At 33.6% G+C, this 18,091-nt stretch carries 23 protein-coding genes; 19 read left to right on the top strand and 4 right to left on the bottom strand.

Features of this window, described 5'->3' with window-relative positions:
• Positions 1 to 116: 116 nt before the first annotated feature.
• A complete protein-coding gene (locus tag NHG49_RS08625) occupies positions 117 to 236 on the bottom strand; it encodes a YjcZ family sporulation protein (RefSeq protein ID WP_000120179.1) in 120 nt (39 codons plus the stop codon).
• Between the two features lie 238 nt (positions 237 to 474).
• On the opposite strand from NHG49_RS08625, the gene NHG49_RS08630 reads away from it, so the two are divergent.
• Positions 475 to 693, top strand: coding sequence for an aspartyl-phosphate phosphatase Spo0E family protein (locus tag NHG49_RS08630; protein ID WP_002096752.1), 219 nt, complete (start codon positions 475 to 477; stop codon positions 691 to 693).
• A 54-nt stretch (positions 694 to 747) separates the two neighbouring features.
• Positions 748 to 936 carry an RNA chaperone Hfq gene (hfq, locus tag NHG49_RS08635; RefSeq protein WP_000400658.1) on the top strand — a complete coding sequence of 63 codons (189 nt, stop codon included), beginning with the start codon at positions 748 to 750 and terminating at the stop codon, positions 934 to 936.
• Between the two features lie 25 nt (positions 937 to 961).
• On the opposite strand, the gene NHG49_RS08640 is transcribed toward hfq, so the two are convergent.
• Entirely contained in the window at positions 962 to 1,564 is a 603-nt protein-coding gene (locus NHG49_RS08640; RefSeq protein ID WP_258125780.1) for an HD domain-containing protein, read from the bottom strand.
• Positions 1,565 to 1,736: 172 nt separating this feature from the next.
• Between NHG49_RS08640 and NHG49_RS08645 the strand changes: the two genes are divergently transcribed.
• From NHG49_RS08645 to NHG49_RS08675, 7 genes are all read left to right on the top strand, one after another.
• A complete protein-coding gene (locus tag NHG49_RS08645; protein WP_258125781.1) occupies positions 1,737 to 2,570 on the top strand; it encodes a flagellar motor protein MotP in 834 nt (277 codons plus the stop codon).
• A 22-nt stretch (positions 2,571 to 2,592) separates the two neighbouring features.
• Complete coding sequence (locus tag NHG49_RS08650; RefSeq protein ID WP_137052285.1) at positions 2,593 to 3,270, top strand: OmpA family protein; 678 nt, start codon at positions 2,593 to 2,595, stop codon at positions 3,268 to 3,270.
• Between the two features lie 150 nt (positions 3,271 to 3,420).
• A complete protein-coding gene (locus tag NHG49_RS08655) occupies positions 3,421 to 3,789 on the top strand; it encodes a response regulator (protein WP_000940570.1) in 369 nt (122 codons plus the stop codon).
• Positions 3,790 to 3,918: 129 nt separating this feature from the next.
• Positions 3,919 to 5,922 carry a chemotaxis protein CheA gene (locus NHG49_RS08660; RefSeq protein WP_258125784.1) on the top strand — a complete coding sequence of 668 codons (2,004 nt, stop codon included), beginning with the start codon at positions 3,919 to 3,921 and terminating at the stop codon, positions 5,920 to 5,922.
• A 173-nt stretch (positions 5,923 to 6,095) separates the two neighbouring features.
• The gene (locus NHG49_RS08665; protein ID WP_258125786.1) at positions 6,096 to 7,739 is read left to right on the top strand and encodes a flagellar motor switch protein; all 1,644 of its coding nucleotides are present in this window, start codon (positions 6,096 to 6,098) and stop codon (positions 7,737 to 7,739) included.
• 29 nt (positions 7,740 to 7,768) lie between these two features.
• Positions 7,769 to 9,109: a transglycosylase gene (locus NHG49_RS08670; protein ID WP_258125787.1), complete on the top strand. Its 1,341-nt coding sequence runs from the start codon at positions 7,769 to 7,771 to the stop codon at positions 9,107 to 9,109.
• 27 nt (positions 9,110 to 9,136) lie between these two features.
• A complete protein-coding gene (locus tag NHG49_RS08675; RefSeq protein ID WP_064476547.1) occupies positions 9,137 to 9,853 on the top strand; it encodes a hypothetical protein in 717 nt (238 codons plus the stop codon).
• 33 nt (positions 9,854 to 9,886) lie between these two features.
• Here NHG49_RS08675 and cheR read toward each other — a convergent pair whose 3' ends face one another.
• Complete coding sequence (cheR, locus tag NHG49_RS08680; protein ID WP_258125789.1) at positions 9,887 to 10,669, bottom strand: protein-glutamate O-methyltransferase CheR; 783 nt, start codon at positions 10,667 to 10,669, stop codon at positions 9,887 to 9,889.
• 39 nt (positions 10,670 to 10,708) lie between these two features.
• A complete protein-coding gene (locus NHG49_RS08685; protein WP_258125790.1) occupies positions 10,709 to 11,206 on the bottom strand; it encodes a flagellar motor switch protein FliG in 498 nt (165 codons plus the stop codon).
• A gap of 143 nt (positions 11,207 to 11,349) precedes the next feature.
• Here NHG49_RS08685 and NHG49_RS08690 point away from each other — a divergent pair, with 143 nt between their 5' ends.
• The 10 genes from NHG49_RS08690 (at position 11,350) to fliE (ending at position 18,080) form a co-directional block, all read left to right on the top strand.
• Entirely contained in the window at positions 11,350 to 11,814 is a 465-nt protein-coding gene (locus NHG49_RS08690) for a YaaR family protein (RefSeq protein ID WP_000946323.1), read from the top strand.
• 16 nt (positions 11,815 to 11,830) lie between these two features.
• Positions 11,831 to 12,283: a hypothetical protein gene (locus tag NHG49_RS08695; RefSeq protein ID WP_048561273.1), complete on the top strand. Its 453-nt coding sequence runs from the start codon at positions 11,831 to 11,833 to the stop codon at positions 12,281 to 12,283.
• 17 nt (positions 12,284 to 12,300) lie between these two features.
• Positions 12,301 to 13,599 carry a flagellar hook-associated protein FlgK gene (gene flgK, locus NHG49_RS08700; protein ID WP_258125792.1) on the top strand — a complete coding sequence of 433 codons (1,299 nt, stop codon included), beginning with the start codon at positions 12,301 to 12,303 and terminating at the stop codon, positions 13,597 to 13,599.
• 41 nt (positions 13,600 to 13,640) lie between these two features.
• Entirely contained in the window at positions 13,641 to 14,504 is an 864-nt protein-coding gene (locus tag NHG49_RS08705) for a flagellar hook-associated protein 3 (RefSeq protein ID WP_258125793.1), read from the top strand.
• Between the two features lie 19 nt (positions 14,505 to 14,523).
• A complete protein-coding gene (locus NHG49_RS08710) occupies positions 14,524 to 15,900 on the top strand; it encodes a flagellar hook-associated protein 2 (RefSeq protein WP_258125794.1) in 1,377 nt (458 codons plus the stop codon).
• Positions 15,901 to 15,922: 22 nt separating this feature from the next.
• Positions 15,923 to 16,291 carry a flagellar export chaperone FliS gene (locus NHG49_RS08715; protein ID WP_098201787.1) on the top strand — a complete coding sequence of 123 codons (369 nt, stop codon included), beginning with the start codon at positions 15,923 to 15,925 and terminating at the stop codon, positions 16,289 to 16,291.
• Positions 16,281 to 16,553 (top strand): hypothetical protein, encoded by a 273-nt coding sequence (locus NHG49_RS08720; RefSeq protein ID WP_001058076.1) that lies wholly within the window; start codon positions 16,281 to 16,283, stop codon positions 16,551 to 16,553. The genes NHG49_RS08715 and NHG49_RS08720 overlap by 11 nt, the downstream gene beginning before the upstream one ends.
• Positions 16,554 to 16,922: 369 nt before the next feature.
• Positions 16,923 to 17,330 carry a flagellar basal body rod protein FlgB gene (flgB, locus tag NHG49_RS08725; RefSeq protein ID WP_258126830.1) on the top strand — a complete coding sequence of 136 codons (408 nt, stop codon included), beginning with the start codon at positions 16,923 to 16,925 and terminating at the stop codon, positions 17,328 to 17,330.
• A gap of 20 nt (positions 17,331 to 17,350) precedes the next feature.
• A complete protein-coding gene (flgC, locus tag NHG49_RS08730; protein WP_064476543.1) occupies positions 17,351 to 17,764 on the top strand; it encodes a flagellar basal body rod protein FlgC in 414 nt (137 codons plus the stop codon).
• Between the two features lie 16 nt (positions 17,765 to 17,780).
• A complete protein-coding gene (gene fliE / locus NHG49_RS08735; protein WP_000701682.1) occupies positions 17,781 to 18,080 on the top strand; it encodes a flagellar hook-basal body complex protein FliE in 300 nt (99 codons plus the stop codon).
• Positions 18,081 to 18,091: the final 11 nt, after the last annotated feature.

Below are 18,091 nucleotides of genomic sequence, written 5' to 3' on the forward strand. Positions count from 1 at the left end.
TATTAGTTGAAATCACAAAAAGGAGGGATATCACTTCATACGAAAGTATGAAAAAACAGCTCAAATATGAGCTGTTTTCGTATAGTTTTTCGTTCATTTGTTAAGGATAGGATATATTAGTATCCGTATCCGCCGCCACCCCAGCAGCTACATCCGATGATGATTAGAAGGATGAATAGTACGATAAGCAAAGCAAATCCACCGCCGAAACCAGCGCAACTTCCACCATAGCTCATATGTTTTCCTCCTTTTGAGTAAGTTAATCTATATAATTCATGGACTACTATATACAGTATGTTTTTTGTATGGAAAAGGAGCCAGTCTCTTTTGTAATTAGACAAACGCCTGTATGGTTATTTTGATTGTATATTGTGCTAGGGATATGTGAAGAAATCGTTATATATTTTGCGATTTGTTCATAAAAAATATAAAAATTGTAAAAAAAACCATTTTTATATTTTTTTATGAGAGGATTTGTACTATAATTTTACAAGTAATATTATGGGAAAAGGGAGTTTTAGTAAAGAGATGGAGATGGGAAAATTACACAATAAAATAGAAAACAAAAAGAAAGAGCTAATCCAACTTGTTGCTAGACACGGATTGGATCATGATAAAGTTTTGTTATTTAGCCGAGATTTAGATATACTTATTAATAAGTTTATGAATGTAAAAGATAAAGTACACAAATAAATAATTTATAGTTTTTTATATTAAGATATTTTGTAAAAAAGGAGAGAAAAGTATTTGGAACATTTACAAGAAGAGCTATATAAACAAATAAAAGAAGAAAAAGGTATTGTTACAATTTTTTTAAAGAGTGGCGTTAGAATAGTAGGAGAAATTGTTGCGATAGACAAATTTACCGTTTTAATGTTAGTTGATGGAAAACAACAACTGATTTACAAGCAGGCTGTATCAACGATAATGAAATAAGACACTCATATTGAGTGTCTTTTCATTATCGTTTGCAAGCTTCCACGTCAATGCCAGCAGCTAGTAATTTCTTTTCGCCATCTTGTTCAATCATTTTTTGTAATTTAGATAGGAAAGAATCAAAGTTTGTATGCTTTGCTACTTGGAATGTCATTTTATGCTCAATTGGTAGCCACGTATCAATATCAGCTTCGTTATGCTGAATTTTCACCTCAAGCTTATCAAGTGCGTTAGCTACTTTTGCTTCGTACGTTTCTTTCGCTTCAAACTCCATCCATAAATCATATAATTCCTCACCGAGAGAATCTTTTAATGTTCGTTTAATATTTAAAATGGCTTCTTGCTCATTTATTTGTTTTTGTAATTGTAATTCATGACTATTCATTGTATCAAAAGCAGGAATATCACCAGCTTCAGCTTCGACTAGGTCGTGAATAATAACCATTTTAAGTAATTTTTCAATATTTACTTTTTGATCTAAATAAGGCTCAACCAAAATGGCCATTAGAGACATGCGCCACGTATGTTCAGCAACACTTTCTTGACGTCCGTTAGAAAGCCAGCTATGTCGCATTTCATATTTTAATTTTTCTGCTAGTGCAATGACTTGTAAAATGTTATGTTCCATTGTAATCCTCCTCATATTTCCATACTGTAATTCTAATATGGAAATAAAATGTGTCAATTCTATGAGTATATTGCGATAAATAGATGATAAGCGTATAATACTTATTATATGTGAAAACGCATTATTAAAATAAAAAAATGTTTTATAAAAATGAAAAGGAAAGGGCAGGAATATGGGAGACGAAAATCAAGGATTTGCTAGACCACAAAGAAGAGAAAGGAAGTTTGACATTTCTAGCCCAGTCGGCATTATAGTAGGTTTTGCCATAGTGATAGCGGCAATTATGATTGGCGGCGGCGGAATAAAAGCTTTTAAAAACTTTTTAGATGTTTCATCTATTTTAATTGTCATAGGGGGAACTACAGCGACAATTGTTGTGGCATATCGATTTGGAGAAATAAAAAAATATACGAAAAGCATTTTTACTGTTTTACATAGAAAAGAAGAAAATTTAGAACAGTTAACGGATTTATTTGTTGATTTTTCGAAAAAGTCTAAAAAACATGGCCTGCTTTCTTTAGAAGTTGATGGAGAGCAAGTAGACAATCCTTTTATTCAAAAAGGAATTCGATTAATGTTAAGTGGTTACGATGAAGATGAATTAAAAGAAGTATTAATGAAAGATGTTGAAACGGAAGTGTATGAGTTAAGAAAAGGGGCAGCATTATTAGATAAAATTGGCGATTTCGCTCCAGCTTGGGGCATGATAGGGACTTTAATCGGTCTTATCATTATGCTTCAAAACTTGCAAGACACATCGCAAATTGGTACAGGGATGGCAGTTGCGATGTTAACGACATTGTATGGGTCAGTACTTGCAAATATGATTGCAATCCCTCTTGCTGAAAAAGTGTATCGTGGTATTGAAGATTTATATACAGAGAAGAAGTTTGTTATTGAAGCGATTTCAGAATTATATCGCGGTCAAATTCCTTCTAAATTAAAGTTGAAACTCGATACATATGTATACGAAACAAAGATAAAAAAAGTAAAACGAGCAGCCTAATATTTCAAGGAGTGGTATGGTTATGATGAAACGACCGCAAAAGGGATCGCCTCGTTGGATGACGACTTTTACAGATTTAACGATGTTATTATTAACTTTCTTTGTATTACTAGTTGCTACATCAAAGCAGGATGCAGTAAAATTGTCAAAGATGCTTGAAAAGTTTAGTGACGTGGAGCAAGTAGATGCGAAAGTAATGGAAAATACAATACCAGATATTTCGCATGAAAAAAATGATGAAAAAATGGTCTCTAAAAAGAGAATGGACGAATTATATAAAAAGTTAAAAGCATATGTAGATAATAACGGTATTAGTCAAGTGAATGTATATCGAGAGGATACGGGAGTAAGCGTCGTTATAGTAGATAATTTAATATTTGATACGGGTGACGCGAACGTTAAACCGGAAGCGAAAGAGATAATAAGTCAATTAGTTGGGTTTTTCCAATCAGTACCAAATCCGATTGTTGTTGAAGGGCATACAGATAGTAGACCGATTCATAATGAAAAATTCCCTTCTAACTGGGAGCTGTCTTCAGCAAGAGCAGCAAATATGATTCACCACTTAATCGAAGTGTATAATGTGGATGATAAAAGGCTAGCTGCGGTAGGATATGCAGACACAAAGCCAGTTGTACCAAATGATTCACCGCAAAATTGGGAGAAAAACCGTCGCGTTGTCATTTACATAAAAGAATAGTATATTATCATTTTAATAATAAAATAATGAAAATACGAAAATTCTTTTAAAAAAATATTAAATTTTATCATTTTATTTTGTATAATGAGTGAGAATGATAAGGTGAAATATTAAGATATATTTATACATAGAAGGAGAGAATTAAAAAGAATGGCACATAAAATTTTAGTTGTAGACGATGCGATGTTCATGCGAACGATGATTAAAAACTTATTAAAAAGTAATTCTGAATTTGAAATTATTGGTGAAGCAGAGAATGGAGTAGAAGCAATTCAGAAGTTTAAAGAACTTCAACCGGATATTGTAACATTAGATATTACTATGCCAGAAATGGACGGACTTGAAGCGTTAAAAGAAATTATTAAAATTGATTCAAGTGCAAAAGTTGTTATTTGTTCTGCAATGGGACAACAAGGTATGGTATTAGATGCAATTAAGGGTGGAGCAAAAGACTTTATTGTAAAGCCGTTCCAAGCGGATCGAGTAATTGAAGCTTTAACAAAAGTAGCAAACAGCTAATATAGAAGGGGTGCCACAAGGAATCTAAACATTGATAGCGGATATGCGTGTGGCCCCCTTTTTTCTTGCTTTAAAACACTAAATTGTTATACATAAATGAAATGTTTGTTAGACAGGTAGGGGATGAAAATGCAAACAGATCTATTAAATATATTTTTTGAGGAATCAGAAGAACATTTACAATCGCTAAATGAAAATGTGCTAACTTTAGAACAAAATCCCACTGATATGGATGTTGTGGGAGAAATATTCCGCTCAGCCCATACATTTAAAGGTATGTCAGCGAGTATGGAATTTACGGAAATGGCGGATTTAACGCATAAAATGGAAAACGTTTTAGATGAAATTCGTCATGGGAATATAGTTGTAAATGCAGAGATTATTGATGTGATTTTTGAGTGCATTGATAATTTAGAGAAGATGGTTGCAGATGTGCAACAAGGCGGAATGGGCAATATTGATGTAATTACAACTAAGCAGAAATTAGAAGCATTATTGAATGGCAATGTAGAAACTCCTGCGGAATATATTGAGCAAGAACCTATAAATAATGATGATGCAGTTTCGCATGAAGTGCATATAACTGTTGAGCAACATGCTATTTTAAAAGCAGTACGTGCAATTATGTGTATTGAAGCACTGCAAAATGTAGGTAATGTACAAAAAACAGTTCCAAGTATTGAAGAAATTGAAGCAGATGCTTTCGGTTTTGAGTTCACAGTATTTATGGATACTGATCAAAGTGAAGAAGAATTAAAACAAGTAGTGCTTCATGTTTCTGAAATCGAGAAAGTAGAAGTGAAACAAGGACATACATTAAAAGAAGTAGTCTCGAAAGAATTGGGTACACAAGAAGCTATGCAGGAAGATTTACAAGCGGCTACGCATGTGGAATCAACTAAAGAAGTATCGAAGCAAGCTGCTAATGCTACACCTGCTAAAAGCGCTGCAAAAACGAAAAATGGTAAAGTGGAAAATCGTTCCATACGTGTTCAATTAGAAAAAATTGAAAGATTAATGAACATGTTTGAAGAAAGTGTAATTGAGCGTGGTCGTATAGATGAATTGGCACAAGCAATTCAAAACAAGGAATTAATTGAGCATTTAAATCGATTAGGCGATATTTCAAAAGATATTCAAAATGTACTACTAAACATGCGTATGGTACCGATAGAAACTGTGTTCAATCGTTTCCCGCGTATGGTACGTATGTTAGCGAAAGATTTAGGGAAGAAAATCGATTTACAAATTACAGGTGAAGACACCGAAGTTGATAAAATTGTTATTGATGAAATCGGTGATCCACTCGTCCATTTAATTCGTAATGCAATTGATCACGGTGTTGAAACTGTTGAACAACGTCGTGATGCAGGAAAAAATGAGACAGGTACGATTAAATTAGAAGCGTTTCATAGTGGAAATCATGTCGTTATTCAAATTACGGATGATGGAAATGGAATTCATAAAGGGAAAGTATTAGAAAAAGCGATTAAAAATGGTGTTGTAACAGAATCTGAGGCAAATAAATTAACGGACCGTGAAGTATTTGATTTGATCTTCCAACCAGGATTTAGTACAGCTGAAGTTGTATCCGACCTTTCTGGGCGTGGCGTTGGATTAGATGTAGTGAAACATACAATCCATAGTTTAGGTGGACATTTAATTATTGATTCTGAAGAAGGAAAAGGTAGTACATTTAGAATTGAACTGCCATTAACGTTGTCCATTATTCAATCTATGCTTGTTCAAACGAATGATAAACGTTATGCTTTCCCTCTTGGTAATATTGTTGAAGCAATTCGGATTAAGAGAGAAGACATCCAATCCTTACAAGGAAAAGATGTGTTAAATTACCGTAATCAAATTATTGAAGTGAAGCATTTAAGTACTGTATTTGGTGAGAAAACAGTAGATGAGGCGTTTGCGTCATATGATGGTCAAATGGTTCCTGTGTTAATTGTTCGTAATACACATCGCAGCTATGGACTTATTGTAAACACAATTATCGGTCAAAGAGAAATAGTCCTAAAGTCATTAGGTGACTTCTTTGCAGAGAGTTCGAATTATTTCTCTGGTGCGACAATTCTCGGTGATGGACGAGTGGTCCTCATTTTAAACCCAGAAGGTTTATAATAGGAATGAAGGAAAGCTCCCCACTTGTATACAATTGGGGAGCTTTTTGGCTAATCGTTACGAATCTAAAAATGGGAATAAATACATATTAACGTTTTATATAATAAGTTTGTTAAAATGAAATGAGAGTTTATATCATTTGATAGAAAAACAGAAATGAGGAGGCAGAGAAAATGCCTGAGCAACACACAAAAGGGGATACGAGCACAATTGTGCTAGAAAAAGAAAATGAGCATTTAACGCCTCAAGAATGCGATATTCTTGGCGAAATTGCAAATATATCATTTGGTTCAGCTTCGACTGTATTATCAACAATCTTAAATAGGCAAGTAAGTATTACTGCTCCTCGCATAGAATTGGTAGATTTATATGATTCAAGCGACGTCGAAGTTCCACACGTTGTATTAAACATTCATTTTACAAAAGGATTAGATATGGAAAACCTTCTTGTCCTTAAGCAAGATGTTGCATTATCCATTGCTGATTTAATGATGATGGGGACAGGTGAAGTGGAAGACGGAAAAGAACTTGGTGAATTAGAGCTAAGTGCTGTACAAGAAGCGATGAATCAAATGATGGGGTTCGCAGCTACATCTATGTCTGAATTCTTCCAAGATACAGTAGATATGTCTCCGCCGACAATTAAAGTTGTAAAGTTATCAGAAGAAATGGAGAAAATCTCTGAAATCGATGGGAATCAAACGATTGTTAAAGTATCGTTTGATTTAAAGATAGATAATCTTGTAAACTCTAAACTTGTGCAAATTGTTTCAGTTGAACATGCGAAACGAATGGTAAATAAATTAATGCAATTATCTGGTGGAGTAGAAGGAAAAGATGAGCCAGCAGAAGTAGTGGAAACGGAGATTGTAGAAGAACAAGTTGAAAAAGAGCATTTAACACAAGAAGAGAAAGATGTCCTTGGTGAAATTGCAAATATTTCAATTGGTTCAGCTTCAACAGTATTGTCAACACTATTAAATCAGCCAGTTACAATTAGTACGCCCAATGTAGAATCAATCAATGTTCGTCATTATGACGGAGTACCAGTTCCGTTTGTTATTTTAAATGTTGATTTTGTTGAAGGGCTAAAGAATGAGAATGTATTTGTATTTACGAAAGATGTCGCTTTAACAATGGTAGATTTAATGATGATGGGAACAGGGGAAGTTGATCCAGAGAAGGAGCTTAGTGAATTAGAACTGAGCGGCATTAAAGAAATCATGAACCAAATGATGGGGCATGCTGCGACGGCGATGTCAGAAATGTTTCAAGAAAAAATGGACATGACACCACCAAATGTTAAATTCGTAACGTTAAAAGAAGAAATGGAATATTTGGGAGAGTCAATGAAAGTGGACGAACTCGTCCAAATTACGTTCAACCTTGAAATTGGTGACCTGCTTCAATCGAAAATGTATCAAATTTTACCGATTTCAGAAGCGAAAGAAATGGTAAGAAGACTTCTATATCCAATGATGGAAGAGGAAGAAGAGATTGTTACGGAAGAAATTGAAGAAGAAAAAATTGTAGAACCTGTTGTGCAACCTATTGAATTTAAAGAAGTAAAACAAATGGAACCAGTATACATGGATACATCCATCTTACAAAATGTAGAAATGAATGTGAAATTTGTATTTGGAAGCACAGTGAAAACAATTCAAGATATTTTAAGTTTACAAGAGAATGAAGCGGTTGTACTGGATGAGGATATTGACGAGCCAATTCGTATTTATGTAAATGATGTATTGGTGGCGTATGGTGAACTTGTAAATGTAGATGGATTTTTTGGAGTAAAAGTGACGAAATCGCTATAAGTCGTTGAAATAGGAGTTTGAGCTAGTAGATGAAAAACGTAAAGTTTTTTCTAATGAGCTGGTTATTCATACATATGTATTTGTTCTTCCCTCTGCAAAGTCAGGCGGAAGAACAAATTGAGCCAGATCAAAAACTAAATGAAATGAATGTACAAGAAGAAAACAAAGAAGTTCAAGAGCAGCCAGAGCAAGTGGAATTGAATCAAGGTAAAGAGGAACAACAAGAAGTAGCAAATGAACAAGAGGTCGAAAAAAAGATAGAGACGGATCAAGGGGTTATTACAGTAAATAAGTCGGAATTAAAAGTTGGCGAAGAAGTGCGGGTTATTGTAGAGCCGAAAGAGCAAAATGTTCAAAGTATAAAAGGTATTTTGCGCTTGCCAAAAAACGGCGATCAGTATGAACAAGAAAGAATGCTATCGTTTAAGTATGAAGAGGAAACAAAGCGATGGATTGCTAACTACAAGGTCGAAACTTTTGATTTGCAAGGTGATTGGAATCTTCAGCTCATTCAAAGTTCTAAAGAAACTGAGAAAGAGGAGCTTATAGAAAATGAAGTGAAAGTCCCATTTATTCGTATAAATAATGACACGCCAACAATAGATAAAGAACTGCCGAAGTTGCATAAAGTTACTGTTGACGAGGCGAAAGAGAAGCTAATTGAACGGAAACAAGGCGATTCTATACGTGTGCGAGTGAAGGCGACAGACGTAGAATCAGTTGTGAAAGAGGTTCGTGTTACATTAAAAGGGAAAGAAAATAAAGAGATTACATTTTTATTAGATTACAATAAGCGCGACATGGATTGGCAAAAAGTATTTGAAATAACGGATGCGTTGCCAATCGGGACATACGAAATACTTGTAGAGATAGTGGATGCGGCCGGCAATAAACTGGTTGAGGAAAGTGAGTATATCGTTTCTATTTTGGAGCAAAAACCAGAAGAGAATAAAAAGATAGAAGAACGAGAGAATGAAGATAAATTAGAAGTTAAGGAAGAACCTGAGAAGCAGGAAGACTCGAAAGTAGAAATCCCGCTTCCAGAAGAAAAACTGCCAGTTGTTCAAATTCCGAAAAAAGAAGAGAAAGTAAACGATCTTATAAAAGAACCATTGAAAGAGAAAGAAAAAATTACTTATGTTATAAAAGAGCCTCTCACAGACAACAAGGAAGTAAATAAAGCGAAGGCTCAAAAAGATAAAGATAATAACAATCAAGTCATTTCGAAAAAGAAAGAGAAAAAAGAAGAGCCAGAAGATAAGAAAGAAGCAAAAAGTGAACAGGGAATACAAGCTTCTAATGTATTTGCTATCATGTCAGGTTTATTCGTATTGTTTTTAGTTTTAAAAAGTAATAAAGAATGGGGCTAATTATTTCATAGTAATGGAGGCGCTTAGATGGAGATTAAACGTACGACAATTGAAAATAAGACGCTACAACCATTAAAACAGCCTGCAGCTATTTCGGAACATGAAATCCAGAAAGAACGAAAGCATAGTAATCTAGTGTTTACTGGACAGTCTAAGATTATTTCGAGAAATAATGAAATAGGGATTTTACTTGCGAGTTTAGGTGATGGAAAGGTTATGAAGGAAATGCTTTCTAAAGAGATGGATACAGTGTTACAACTCTTTAAAAAGTTGCATACGTTATCTGGAGAAGGGAAGCAAACAGAAAAAGTATTTGAACAAGTAATGAGAAGTTTACTAGGGCTTGTTAAGCAGGCGCATATAAAAGAACTTCCTTTGTTAGATGGAACGTATGATTTCGCAGAAGTACAACTATCATTTGGTAGAAAGGTACATATTCCGTTATTAGATGTAAGTGCACTCATTTCTAGAGTGGAAAGTGATTCTTCAGAAGGAAATATAAATTTAATGGTAACGGTTATTACTGCTTACATAACGAAATTGTCTAACGAAACTATTTTAATTAGCGTTACAGATCGCACTGCTAAAGAGCGGGATGTAAGTGTATGGAGAGCGCTCGCAGAAATGAATATGACACAATTATCACAGGCCCTGAAACAAACGATGCAAGAACATAAATGGTCTATGACATTTCTTTTTCTCTTTGTATGGATTGTTGCTATTATTTTAATTCGAGTTATATAAAAAGGTCGTCACTTTACATTGTGACGACCTCTTTTATATTTTTTCGTAAAAGAATGTATCAAAGCGCTGAAGATTGTATCGTTCAGGTGTTAAAATTTGTTCAGTACTACCAACAAATAATACGCCGCCTTTTCGTAAAGCGCGACTAAATTTTTCATAAAGTTTTATTCTTGCTTCTTCTGTAAAGTAAATCATTACATTACGACAAATGATTAAGTCGTAATTTGTATCGAACGACTGCATTAACAGGTCGTGTTGTTTGAACGTGACGTTTTGCTTAATATTTTGATGTAATGAATATATATCATTCTCTTTTGTGAAATGACGCTCTTTCAAATCGATAGGTAATTCTTTTAAAGAACGTTCTGTATATTGACCACGTTTTGCAGTTTCTAAAATGTGAAAATCAAGATCTGTTGCTTGGATTTCAAAACGAAATGGAGCTAAATGTTTCGATAAAATTAAAGAGAGTGTATATGGTTCCTCACCAGCAGCGCAAGCGGCACTCCATACTTTTAATTTTCCGTTATTTTGTTCGAGTAATTTTGGTAGTGCTTTCGTTTCTAACGTTTGCCACCGTTCTTTATTTCTAAAAAACTCTGAAACGTTAATTGTAATATAATCAATAAAACTTAAAAATAAATTTTGATCGGTACGTAAATTGCTTAAAAAACTAGTGTAGTTCCCAAAGCCCTTTCTCGAAATAAAAGCATCGATTCTACGACGCATTCTATCTTGTTTATATGAAGCGATATCCATATTGAATTGTTGTTTAAAACTCGCGATAAAATGATCGTAATCTTGTTCAATTATCATATTTATAATAGGCACAATAACGATATTGTGCCTCCCCCTTTACATCATACGGATTTTTTGTTCAAAGTTTTTTTTCATCTGTTTTTCATGTAAACCTGGTAAATCATAAATAACAGCATCCATTCCTGCTTCTTTTGCAACGTCAACGGGAATGACAGATGTATGCTTGTCCCCATTATAAAAACAGAGAACTAAATCGGTATCTTCGATTATTTGTTTTACAAAAAACATATAATCCGATCGGTAAATGGAGTCGGAAGGATGATCAAAAGTAACATACTCGGCTCCATGTCTTTTTAAGTAATCAACGACCTCTTGAAATTCATCTGTTAATGCTTGTAACGGCTGTAGCGTGTAAAGGCATAAATTTTGAGCGAGTCTTTCGTTTTCGATGAAAAAACGAAGAATCTCATTTTCGATAGATTTATAACATAATATGTAAATTTTATGTTTGTGAGCATAGTCAGTTAAAAATTTTTTTATTTCTTCTTGATCTAATGCTGTTAATTGATTTGAACCACAAAGAAAAATATTCATAGATTTGTGCCACCTCATGCTAAATTGTAACATATCTTTTATAAAAAATAACTGCAAAATATTAGTGTTCAGAGTATAATTATAAATAACTGGATTTTACGATTAAGTTTAGGAAGAAATAAAAAAATAAATAGGTGATATATATGCTGCGTTCGATCTCGCATAATCCAATTTTATCGCATATACCGCCTGCTACTCAAATGCCGAAAGAAGCAAATGTCAGGACAGGACTTGCATTTTCGGATAATTTGCATGCAGATCCGAAAAAAGATAAATTGTTAGAACAAATGGAAGCATTTGTCGATAACATTGGAGAAATTAAAGAGAAAATTGAAATGGAATTAACGCTTGATAATGTAATGGAATACAAAAATACAGTAAAATCATTTTTGAATTTTTACGTAGATAATGTATTGCAATATAAAGATGTCATGTCTCGTCATCCGCGTTACGGATATTCACAGAAAATGACGATTGTGAAACAAGCGGAAATGGGATTAAATGAGTTAGAAGATGTTATGAATTTAATTAATACGAAAACGGGACATTTAGAAATGTTAAATCAAATTGGAGAAATCCACGGTTTAATTGTAAATTTAGTCTTATAAAAGGGAAGGAAGCTATATGTACATACAATTATATGAAAAGCTCGTTATTATTCAAAAAGCATATGAAAACATTCAAGCGCTTGGAGAACAAATATATGAGAATTTAAAACATAAAAATGTAAATGCAGTTCAAAAGTTACAAGTAGAGCAATTGCAGTACATTGATGGTTTAAAAAAGTTATCAAGTTCATTTGAAGAAATGGTTGTTCAGTTTTGTAAAGAACAGGGCGTGGAATCATTTCGCGTAAGTGCGTTATTTTCGTATTTTTCTCATGAAGAAATTGAAAAAATGGAAGAATTACAAAAAAATGTAGCTGAATTAGAAGAGAATGTAAAAATGATTCTTTTGAAAAATCAATATTACTTAAACGTACTATTAAAAACTACAGAAAGTATTGTGGATTCCGTTTCTGAATATAATTTAGAGCGAAACAATAATTCACAAATCTTTATGAACGAACTATTGTAAAGGGGAAGTGAAACATTATGAGACTATCTGATTATAATACGCCGTTATCGGGTTTGTTAGCGGCACAAATGGGATTACAAACGACGAAACAAAATTTATCTAACATTCATACGCCTGGTTATGTGCGTCAAATGGTGAATTACGGATCGGCTGGAGCAAGTCATGGCTATTCACCAGAACAAAAAATAGGTTATGGTGTACAAACGTTAGGTGTTGACCGTATTACAGATGAAGTGAAGACGAAACAGTTTAACGATCAATTATCTCAACTCTCTTACTATAACTATATGAATTCGACTTTATCACGTGTAGAATCTATGGTTGGAACGACAGGAAAGAATTCATTATCTAGTTTAATGGATGGCTTCTTTAATGCCTTTCGTGAAGTTGCAAAAAATCCAGAACAACCAAATTACTACGATACATTAATTTCTGAAACTGGGAAGTTTACAAGTCAAGTAAATCGTCTGGCGAAAAGCTTAGATACAGCAGCAGCACAAACGACAGAAGATATTGAAGCGCATGTCAATGAATTTAATCGTCTTGCTGGCAGCTTAGCGGAAGCGAATAAAAAAATTGGACAAGCAGGTACACAAGTGCCAAATCAACTTTTGGATGAACGTGATCGTATCATTACAGAAATGTCTAAGTATGCAAATATAGAAGTGTCTTATGAATCTATGAATCCTAATATCGCGAGTGTTAGAATGAATGGTGTTTTAACAGTAAATGGACAAGATACATATCCACTTCAATTAAATAAAGAAAAAGAACCAATGACTGCTGAAATTTACGGTTCGGAAATTCCTTTAACTAGTGGAGCAATCCAATCAGCGATCGATACGAAAGCGAAGATTGCTAGTTATAAGAAAAACCTTGAAGAATTAATGAGCTCTGTAAAGAATGAAGTGAACACAGTAATGGGAAAAGAGTTCTTCGTTGGAGATCAAGCGAAAGATATGAAATTAAACCCTGAATTTGCAAAAGATGTTTCGAAAATGAAAATATCAGCTGAAACAGCAAATAAACTAGCAGCAATTACAGATGGAAATTATAAAGAAAGTCTTTCTTATAAACAAGCATTAGACCAATTCGTAGTTGGTGTTGCATCTGATAAAAGTGCAGTGAATGCTTATCAAAAAATTCATGGGGATTTATTAGAGGGGATTCAGCAAGAAAAGATGGGTGTTGAAGGCGTTAATATGGAAGAGGAAATGGTTAATTTAATGGCCTTTCAAAAATATTTCGTCGCAAACTCTAAAGCAATTACTACGATGAATGAAGTGTTTGATAGTCTATTTTCGATTATTCGATAAGTGATAGTAATTGATTGGAAATATATAAGGAGGAGATAGAAATGAGAGTATCTACATTTCAAAATGCAAGCTGGGCAAAGAATCAGTTAATGGATTTGAATGTGCAACAACAATACCATCGAAATCAAGTAACTTCAGGGAAGAAAAACCTTCTTATGAGTGAAGATCCACTTGCGGCAAGTAAATCATTTGCAATTCAACATTCATTGGCGAATATGGAGCAAATGCAAAAAGATATAACGGATTCCAAAAACGTGTTAACACAAACTGAAAATACTTTACAAAGCTTGTTGAAGTCTTTAACAAGAGCAGACCAATTAACAGTACAAGCATTAAACGGGACAAATAGTGAAAAAGAATTGCAGGCTATGGGTGTAGAGATTGATCAAATTTTAAAGCAAGTCGTATATTTAGCGAATACGAAAGAACAAGGTCGTTATATTTTCGGTGGTGATAGTGCAGAGAATCCACCGTTTACAGAAGATGGTACGTATCAAGGTGGAAAAAATGATGTGAACTGGCAACTAAATGACGGTTATGAATTCAAAGCGTTCCGGAACGGAGATGCATTATTATCCCCGGTTATAAAAACATTAAAACAGATGAGCGAAGCGATGCAAAACGGTGACCCAAAAGCGTTACAACCGTTATTAGAAGAAAATAAGCAAAACTTAGATGGCATCATTAATCGCACAACTGAAGTTGGCTCAACAATGAACACAATGGAGACGTTTAAAACAATTTTAAGCGAGCAAAATTTAGCACTTCAAGAAAACCGTAAAGAAATTGAGGATGTTGATTTAGCGGTAGCAATTTCTGATTTAGCTTATATAAACGCGACGTATGAAGCAACACTTAAGGCAGTTAGTACGATGAGTAAAACGAGTATTTTAGATTATATGTAAACAATAAGGAGTGAAAAATATGGCAGGAACAATATCTGATTATGGTGGCAGACAACAAATATGGAATTTAGGAAATAACATAATAGATACAAAGAAGTTAGTCGATTTAGAGTTACAAGCATTGGAAATGAAAAAATCACCCTATACTACACAAAAACAAACATTAACAAATGAAAAAAATGTGTATGCAAGCATGAAAAAAGAATTTGCAAATCTTGTACAAGTGTTCAAAGATCTATACGCATTTAAAGGTGATGAAAAGAAAACAACTCTATCCAAAGATGGTTTTATGAAAGCACAAGCTGACGCTGCTGCAATTCCTGGAACATACACAATTACAGTAGAACGAGTAGCTGAAAGACATCAAGTAACTACAGCTCCACTTACTCCTTCAAAAACTCCTGAAGGTATGGAGCAACAATTTAGTTTAGATTTAAAACTCGGAGTAGATGATGTATTTCAGATAAATGGAAAAGAAGTTAAAATCTCAAAAGATATGACGTATAAAGATCTTGTCAATAAGATAAATAATGGGAATTACGGTGCATCAGTATATACTTTAGGGGATCAACTATTTTTCACATCGACTACTGCAGGAGAAGCTGGAGAGCTAAAATTAACTGATGGCGCCAATGATTTTTTACAAAATATAGGGCTAGTTACTTCTGCGAAAAATACGGATGGAACGAATGTTGTTGCACATCAAGTGACAGGAGCAATAAATGCTGAGTATACAATAAATGGAATAAAAGGAACTAGTAAAACAAATAAGATTGATACAATTCCAGGATTAACTATTAATTTAGAAAAGGAAACTACAGAGCCAATAAAATTAACTATTGAAGATTCTGATATAAAAAATTCGATAGACTTAATAAAAAAAATGAAAGACGAGTATAATAAGGCTGTTAAAAGTTTGGATTTATTTGCTGGAGAAAATGGAGTAATGCAAGGGAATAATGTGTCATTTGCTATTAATAATGCAATGACAAGTATTTTTAACTTTTCCCAAGATGATAAGTATTTATTTTCTTTTGGAATTCAAATTGATAAAAAAGGTAATATGACTCTTGATGAAGAAAAATTGAAAACAGCTTTTAAAGAGAATCCGGAATCTACGAAACAATTTTTCTTCGGCTTGAATGGCTTAGGTCATAATACAGAGAAAAAGTTAGACGGGATATTTGGAGATGAAGGAATTATTGGGAAACGTTCTAAAAGTATTGAAAAGCAAGTAACTGATTTAGAGAGAAAAATTCAAGATATTGATACAGTTAATAAGGAAAAACAAAAAACAATTATTGATAAATATGCAAAATTAGAAAGTCAGTTAGCATTGCTTGATAGTCAGTTGAAGACAATTCAAGCAATGACAAAAACAAAAAGTGATGACTAATGAAAGCTGAGGAAGTGATTGTATGCAAGCATGGCAACGTTATATGCAAAATGATATTATGACGAGTAATCCGATTAAAAATACAATATTTATTTATGAAAAATGTATTATCGAGTTTCGTAAATTGGAAGAGCTTTTAAATACATTCAAAATTCAAGATGGTGATGAACTTCTTGAAAAGTTAGAACGTATTTTTGAAGAATTAAAACTTCAATTAAATCCTGAGATTACGAAAGATTTATATGATAGTCTTTACGGTTTATACGATTGGATTAGCATTCAAATTCAAACGATGAAAGTAACACGTGAAGCCAAAGACATTGATACGATTGTGAAAGTGTTACAAGATTTAATAGACGGTTACCGCGGAGCACTTGAAAATGAACAATGATATTTATCGGACGTTTGTCGGCTGTTTTAATGAAATCGGTGAATTACAAGTTTCAGATGAAGAGTTTGCTGAGAAGAGTGAAATGTTAAATCGTTGGATGATGACACTAGATGAAGAAACGCGTGCGCAAGTTGCAGCAGAAGTAAGTCCATTCATTATTAAGGCGGCGCAGCATATTCGAGATAAGCAAAAGATTTTGGAAGAAATGATTATGACAAATGATGGGCGTATGAAAGCTAATTCATTTTACGGTAAATTTTAGTGATAGAGTTTAGAAACGGGTTCCCTTTTTAAGAGGGGATCCATTCCTTTGTTTAAATAAAGACTTCCGCTGATTGAGGTTTCATTTTATGACTGTAATGAAAAAAAGTAGTAATTTAAATAATATGAAAATGAACTTGAGTTTGTAGATTATATATTGAAATGTTTCATAGATTATTGGTTGTATACAGTTTTTTTTGTATTCTTTTTTATATTTTTATATTTTTATAAAGACAACAATGGAAAAATGGAATAAAATATGTAAGGGTACATGATTGTTAATATTTTAATAAATACATATAAGAAAATAAATAATGAAGTGAAACTTCCATCAGTGGATCATGAAGTTAAAAAAGAAAGGGTGTGGAATATGCCAGATTTAGTGAGTGATGTAGGCCATTATATGAATTATTTAGTGACGAAACGAAATACTGTTTCTAGTAATATTGCAAATGCGAATACACCCGGCTATAAAGCACAAGATGTAACATTTGCTGAGCAAATGAATAAAAGTAGTGCATTATATAAAAACAATGCTGCGGACTTAAAGAGCAATCCAGATTTATATCAAACGAATGAAATGCACTTACCGACAGTGAATGCGAAAAATACATATGTAAAGATGCAAACAAAATCAATGCAAACGAATAAAGATGGAAATAGTGTGGATGTAACGACAGAAATGCTAGATTTAATGAAAGCAAATCAGTTATACGGTATTTCAATTAACGCGATTAATACACAATATGCAATTAACCAAGCGGCACGCGGACGTTAATAGTAGAAGGAGAGACAACGATGTTTCAGGCAATTAATGCAAGTGGCTCAGGGCTAACGACAGCGAGAAAGTGGATGGAAGTTACTTCTAACAATATTGTAAATGCAAATACAACGGCTGCTCCAGGGACGGATTTATATGAGCGTCGTAGTGTAGTGCTAGAATCAAACAATAGTTTTGCAAATATGTTAGATGGGTCTCCTACAAATGGAGTAAAAATAAAAAGTATTGAAGCAGATAAAACTGAAAACTTAGTGTATGATCCAACACATCCGCATGCAAATGAAGAAGGATATGTACGCTATCCAAATATTGATGTGACTGCTGAAATGACGAATGTAATGGTTGCCCAAAAAATGTACGAAGCGAATACAAGTGTATTAAATGCGAATAAAAAAATGCTTGATAAAGATTTAGAAATTGGCAGAGGATAAGGGGGAATATAGTAATATGAAAATCCAACCAATGTTAAATACGCAACCATTTGGAGCAATTCAGTCAATTGGTGCACCGAAAACGTCTCAAACATCTGTAGTTGAGGGGAAAAAGTTTATTGATTTATTGGAAGATATGAATCAAACGCAAAACAATGCGCAAACAGCAGTATACGATTTACTAACTAAAGGGGTAGGGGAAACGCATGACGTTTTAATTCAGCAGAAGAAGGCAGAGTCCCAAATGAAAACGGCTGCTCTCGTACGTGATAATCTTATCGAAAATTATAAGTCACTAATTAATATGCAAATTTAGGAAAGTGGACG

The sequence above is a fragment of the Bacillus sp. IBL03825 genome (assembly GCF_024712505.1).
Lineage (GTDB): Bacteria > Bacillota > Bacilli > Bacillales > Bacillaceae_G > Bacillus_A > Bacillus_A wiedmannii.

Excerpts from the sequence above, each read along its gene's own strand:
- NHG49_RS08720 (WP_001058076.1), top strand. The coding sequence starts at position 16,281 with ATGAACAATGATATTTATCGGACGTTTGTCGGCTGTTTTAATGAAATC.
- NHG49_RS08625 (WP_000120179.1), bottom strand. The coding sequence starts at position 236 with ATGAGCTATGGTGGAAGTTGCGCTGGTTTCGGCGGTGGATTTGCTTTG.
- NHG49_RS08655 (WP_000940570.1), top strand. The coding sequence starts at position 3,421 with ATGGCACATAAAATTTTAGTTGTAGACGATGCGATGTTCATGCGAACG.
- NHG49_RS08685 (WP_258125790.1), bottom strand. The coding sequence starts at position 11,206 with ATGAATATTTTTCTTTGTGGTTCAAATCAATTAACAGCATTAGATCAA.
- NHG49_RS08660 (WP_258125784.1), top strand. The coding sequence starts at position 3,919 with ATGCAAACAGATCTATTAAATATATTTTTTGAGGAATCAGAAGAACAT.
- NHG49_RS08675 (WP_064476547.1), top strand. The coding sequence starts at position 9,137 with ATGGAGATTAAACGTACGACAATTGAAAATAAGACGCTACAACCATTA.
- flgK (WP_258125792.1), top strand. The coding sequence starts at position 12,301 with ATGAGACTATCTGATTATAATACGCCGTTATCGGGTTTGTTAGCGGCA.
- flgC (WP_064476543.1), top strand. The coding sequence starts at position 17,351 with ATGTTTCAGGCAATTAATGCAAGTGGCTCAGGGCTAACGACAGCGAGA.
- NHG49_RS08705 (WP_258125793.1), top strand. The coding sequence starts at position 13,641 with ATGAGAGTATCTACATTTCAAAATGCAAGCTGGGCAAAGAATCAGTTA.
- NHG49_RS08710 (WP_258125794.1), top strand. The coding sequence starts at position 14,524 with ATGGCAGGAACAATATCTGATTATGGTGGCAGACAACAAATATGGAAT.
- cheR (WP_258125789.1), bottom strand. The coding sequence starts at position 10,669 with ATGATAATTGAACAAGATTACGATCATTTTATCGCGAGTTTTAAACAA.
- NHG49_RS08695 (WP_048561273.1), top strand. The coding sequence starts at position 11,831 with ATGTACATACAATTATATGAAAAGCTCGTTATTATTCAAAAAGCATAT.
- NHG49_RS08715 (WP_098201787.1), top strand. The coding sequence starts at position 15,923 with ATGCAAGCATGGCAACGTTATATGCAAAATGATATTATGACGAGTAAT.
- NHG49_RS08640 (WP_258125780.1), bottom strand. The coding sequence starts at position 1,564 with ATGGAACATAACATTTTACAAGTCATTGCACTAGCAGAAAAATTAAAA.
- fliE (WP_000701682.1), top strand. The coding sequence starts at position 17,781 with ATGAAAATCCAACCAATGTTAAATACGCAACCATTTGGAGCAATTCAG.
- NHG49_RS08645 (WP_258125781.1), top strand. The coding sequence starts at position 1,737 with ATGGGAGACGAAAATCAAGGATTTGCTAGACCACAAAGAAGAGAAAGG.
- flgB (WP_258126830.1), top strand. The coding sequence starts at position 16,923 with ATGCCAGATTTAGTGAGTGATGTAGGCCATTATATGAATTATTTAGTG.
- NHG49_RS08665 (WP_258125786.1), top strand. The coding sequence starts at position 6,096 with ATGCCTGAGCAACACACAAAAGGGGATACGAGCACAATTGTGCTAGAA.
- NHG49_RS08650 (WP_137052285.1), top strand. The coding sequence starts at position 2,593 with ATGATGAAACGACCGCAAAAGGGATCGCCTCGTTGGATGACGACTTTT.
- NHG49_RS08670 (WP_258125787.1), top strand. The coding sequence starts at position 7,769 with ATGAAAAACGTAAAGTTTTTTCTAATGAGCTGGTTATTCATACATATG.
- NHG49_RS08690 (WP_000946323.1), top strand. The coding sequence starts at position 11,350 with ATGCTGCGTTCGATCTCGCATAATCCAATTTTATCGCATATACCGCCT.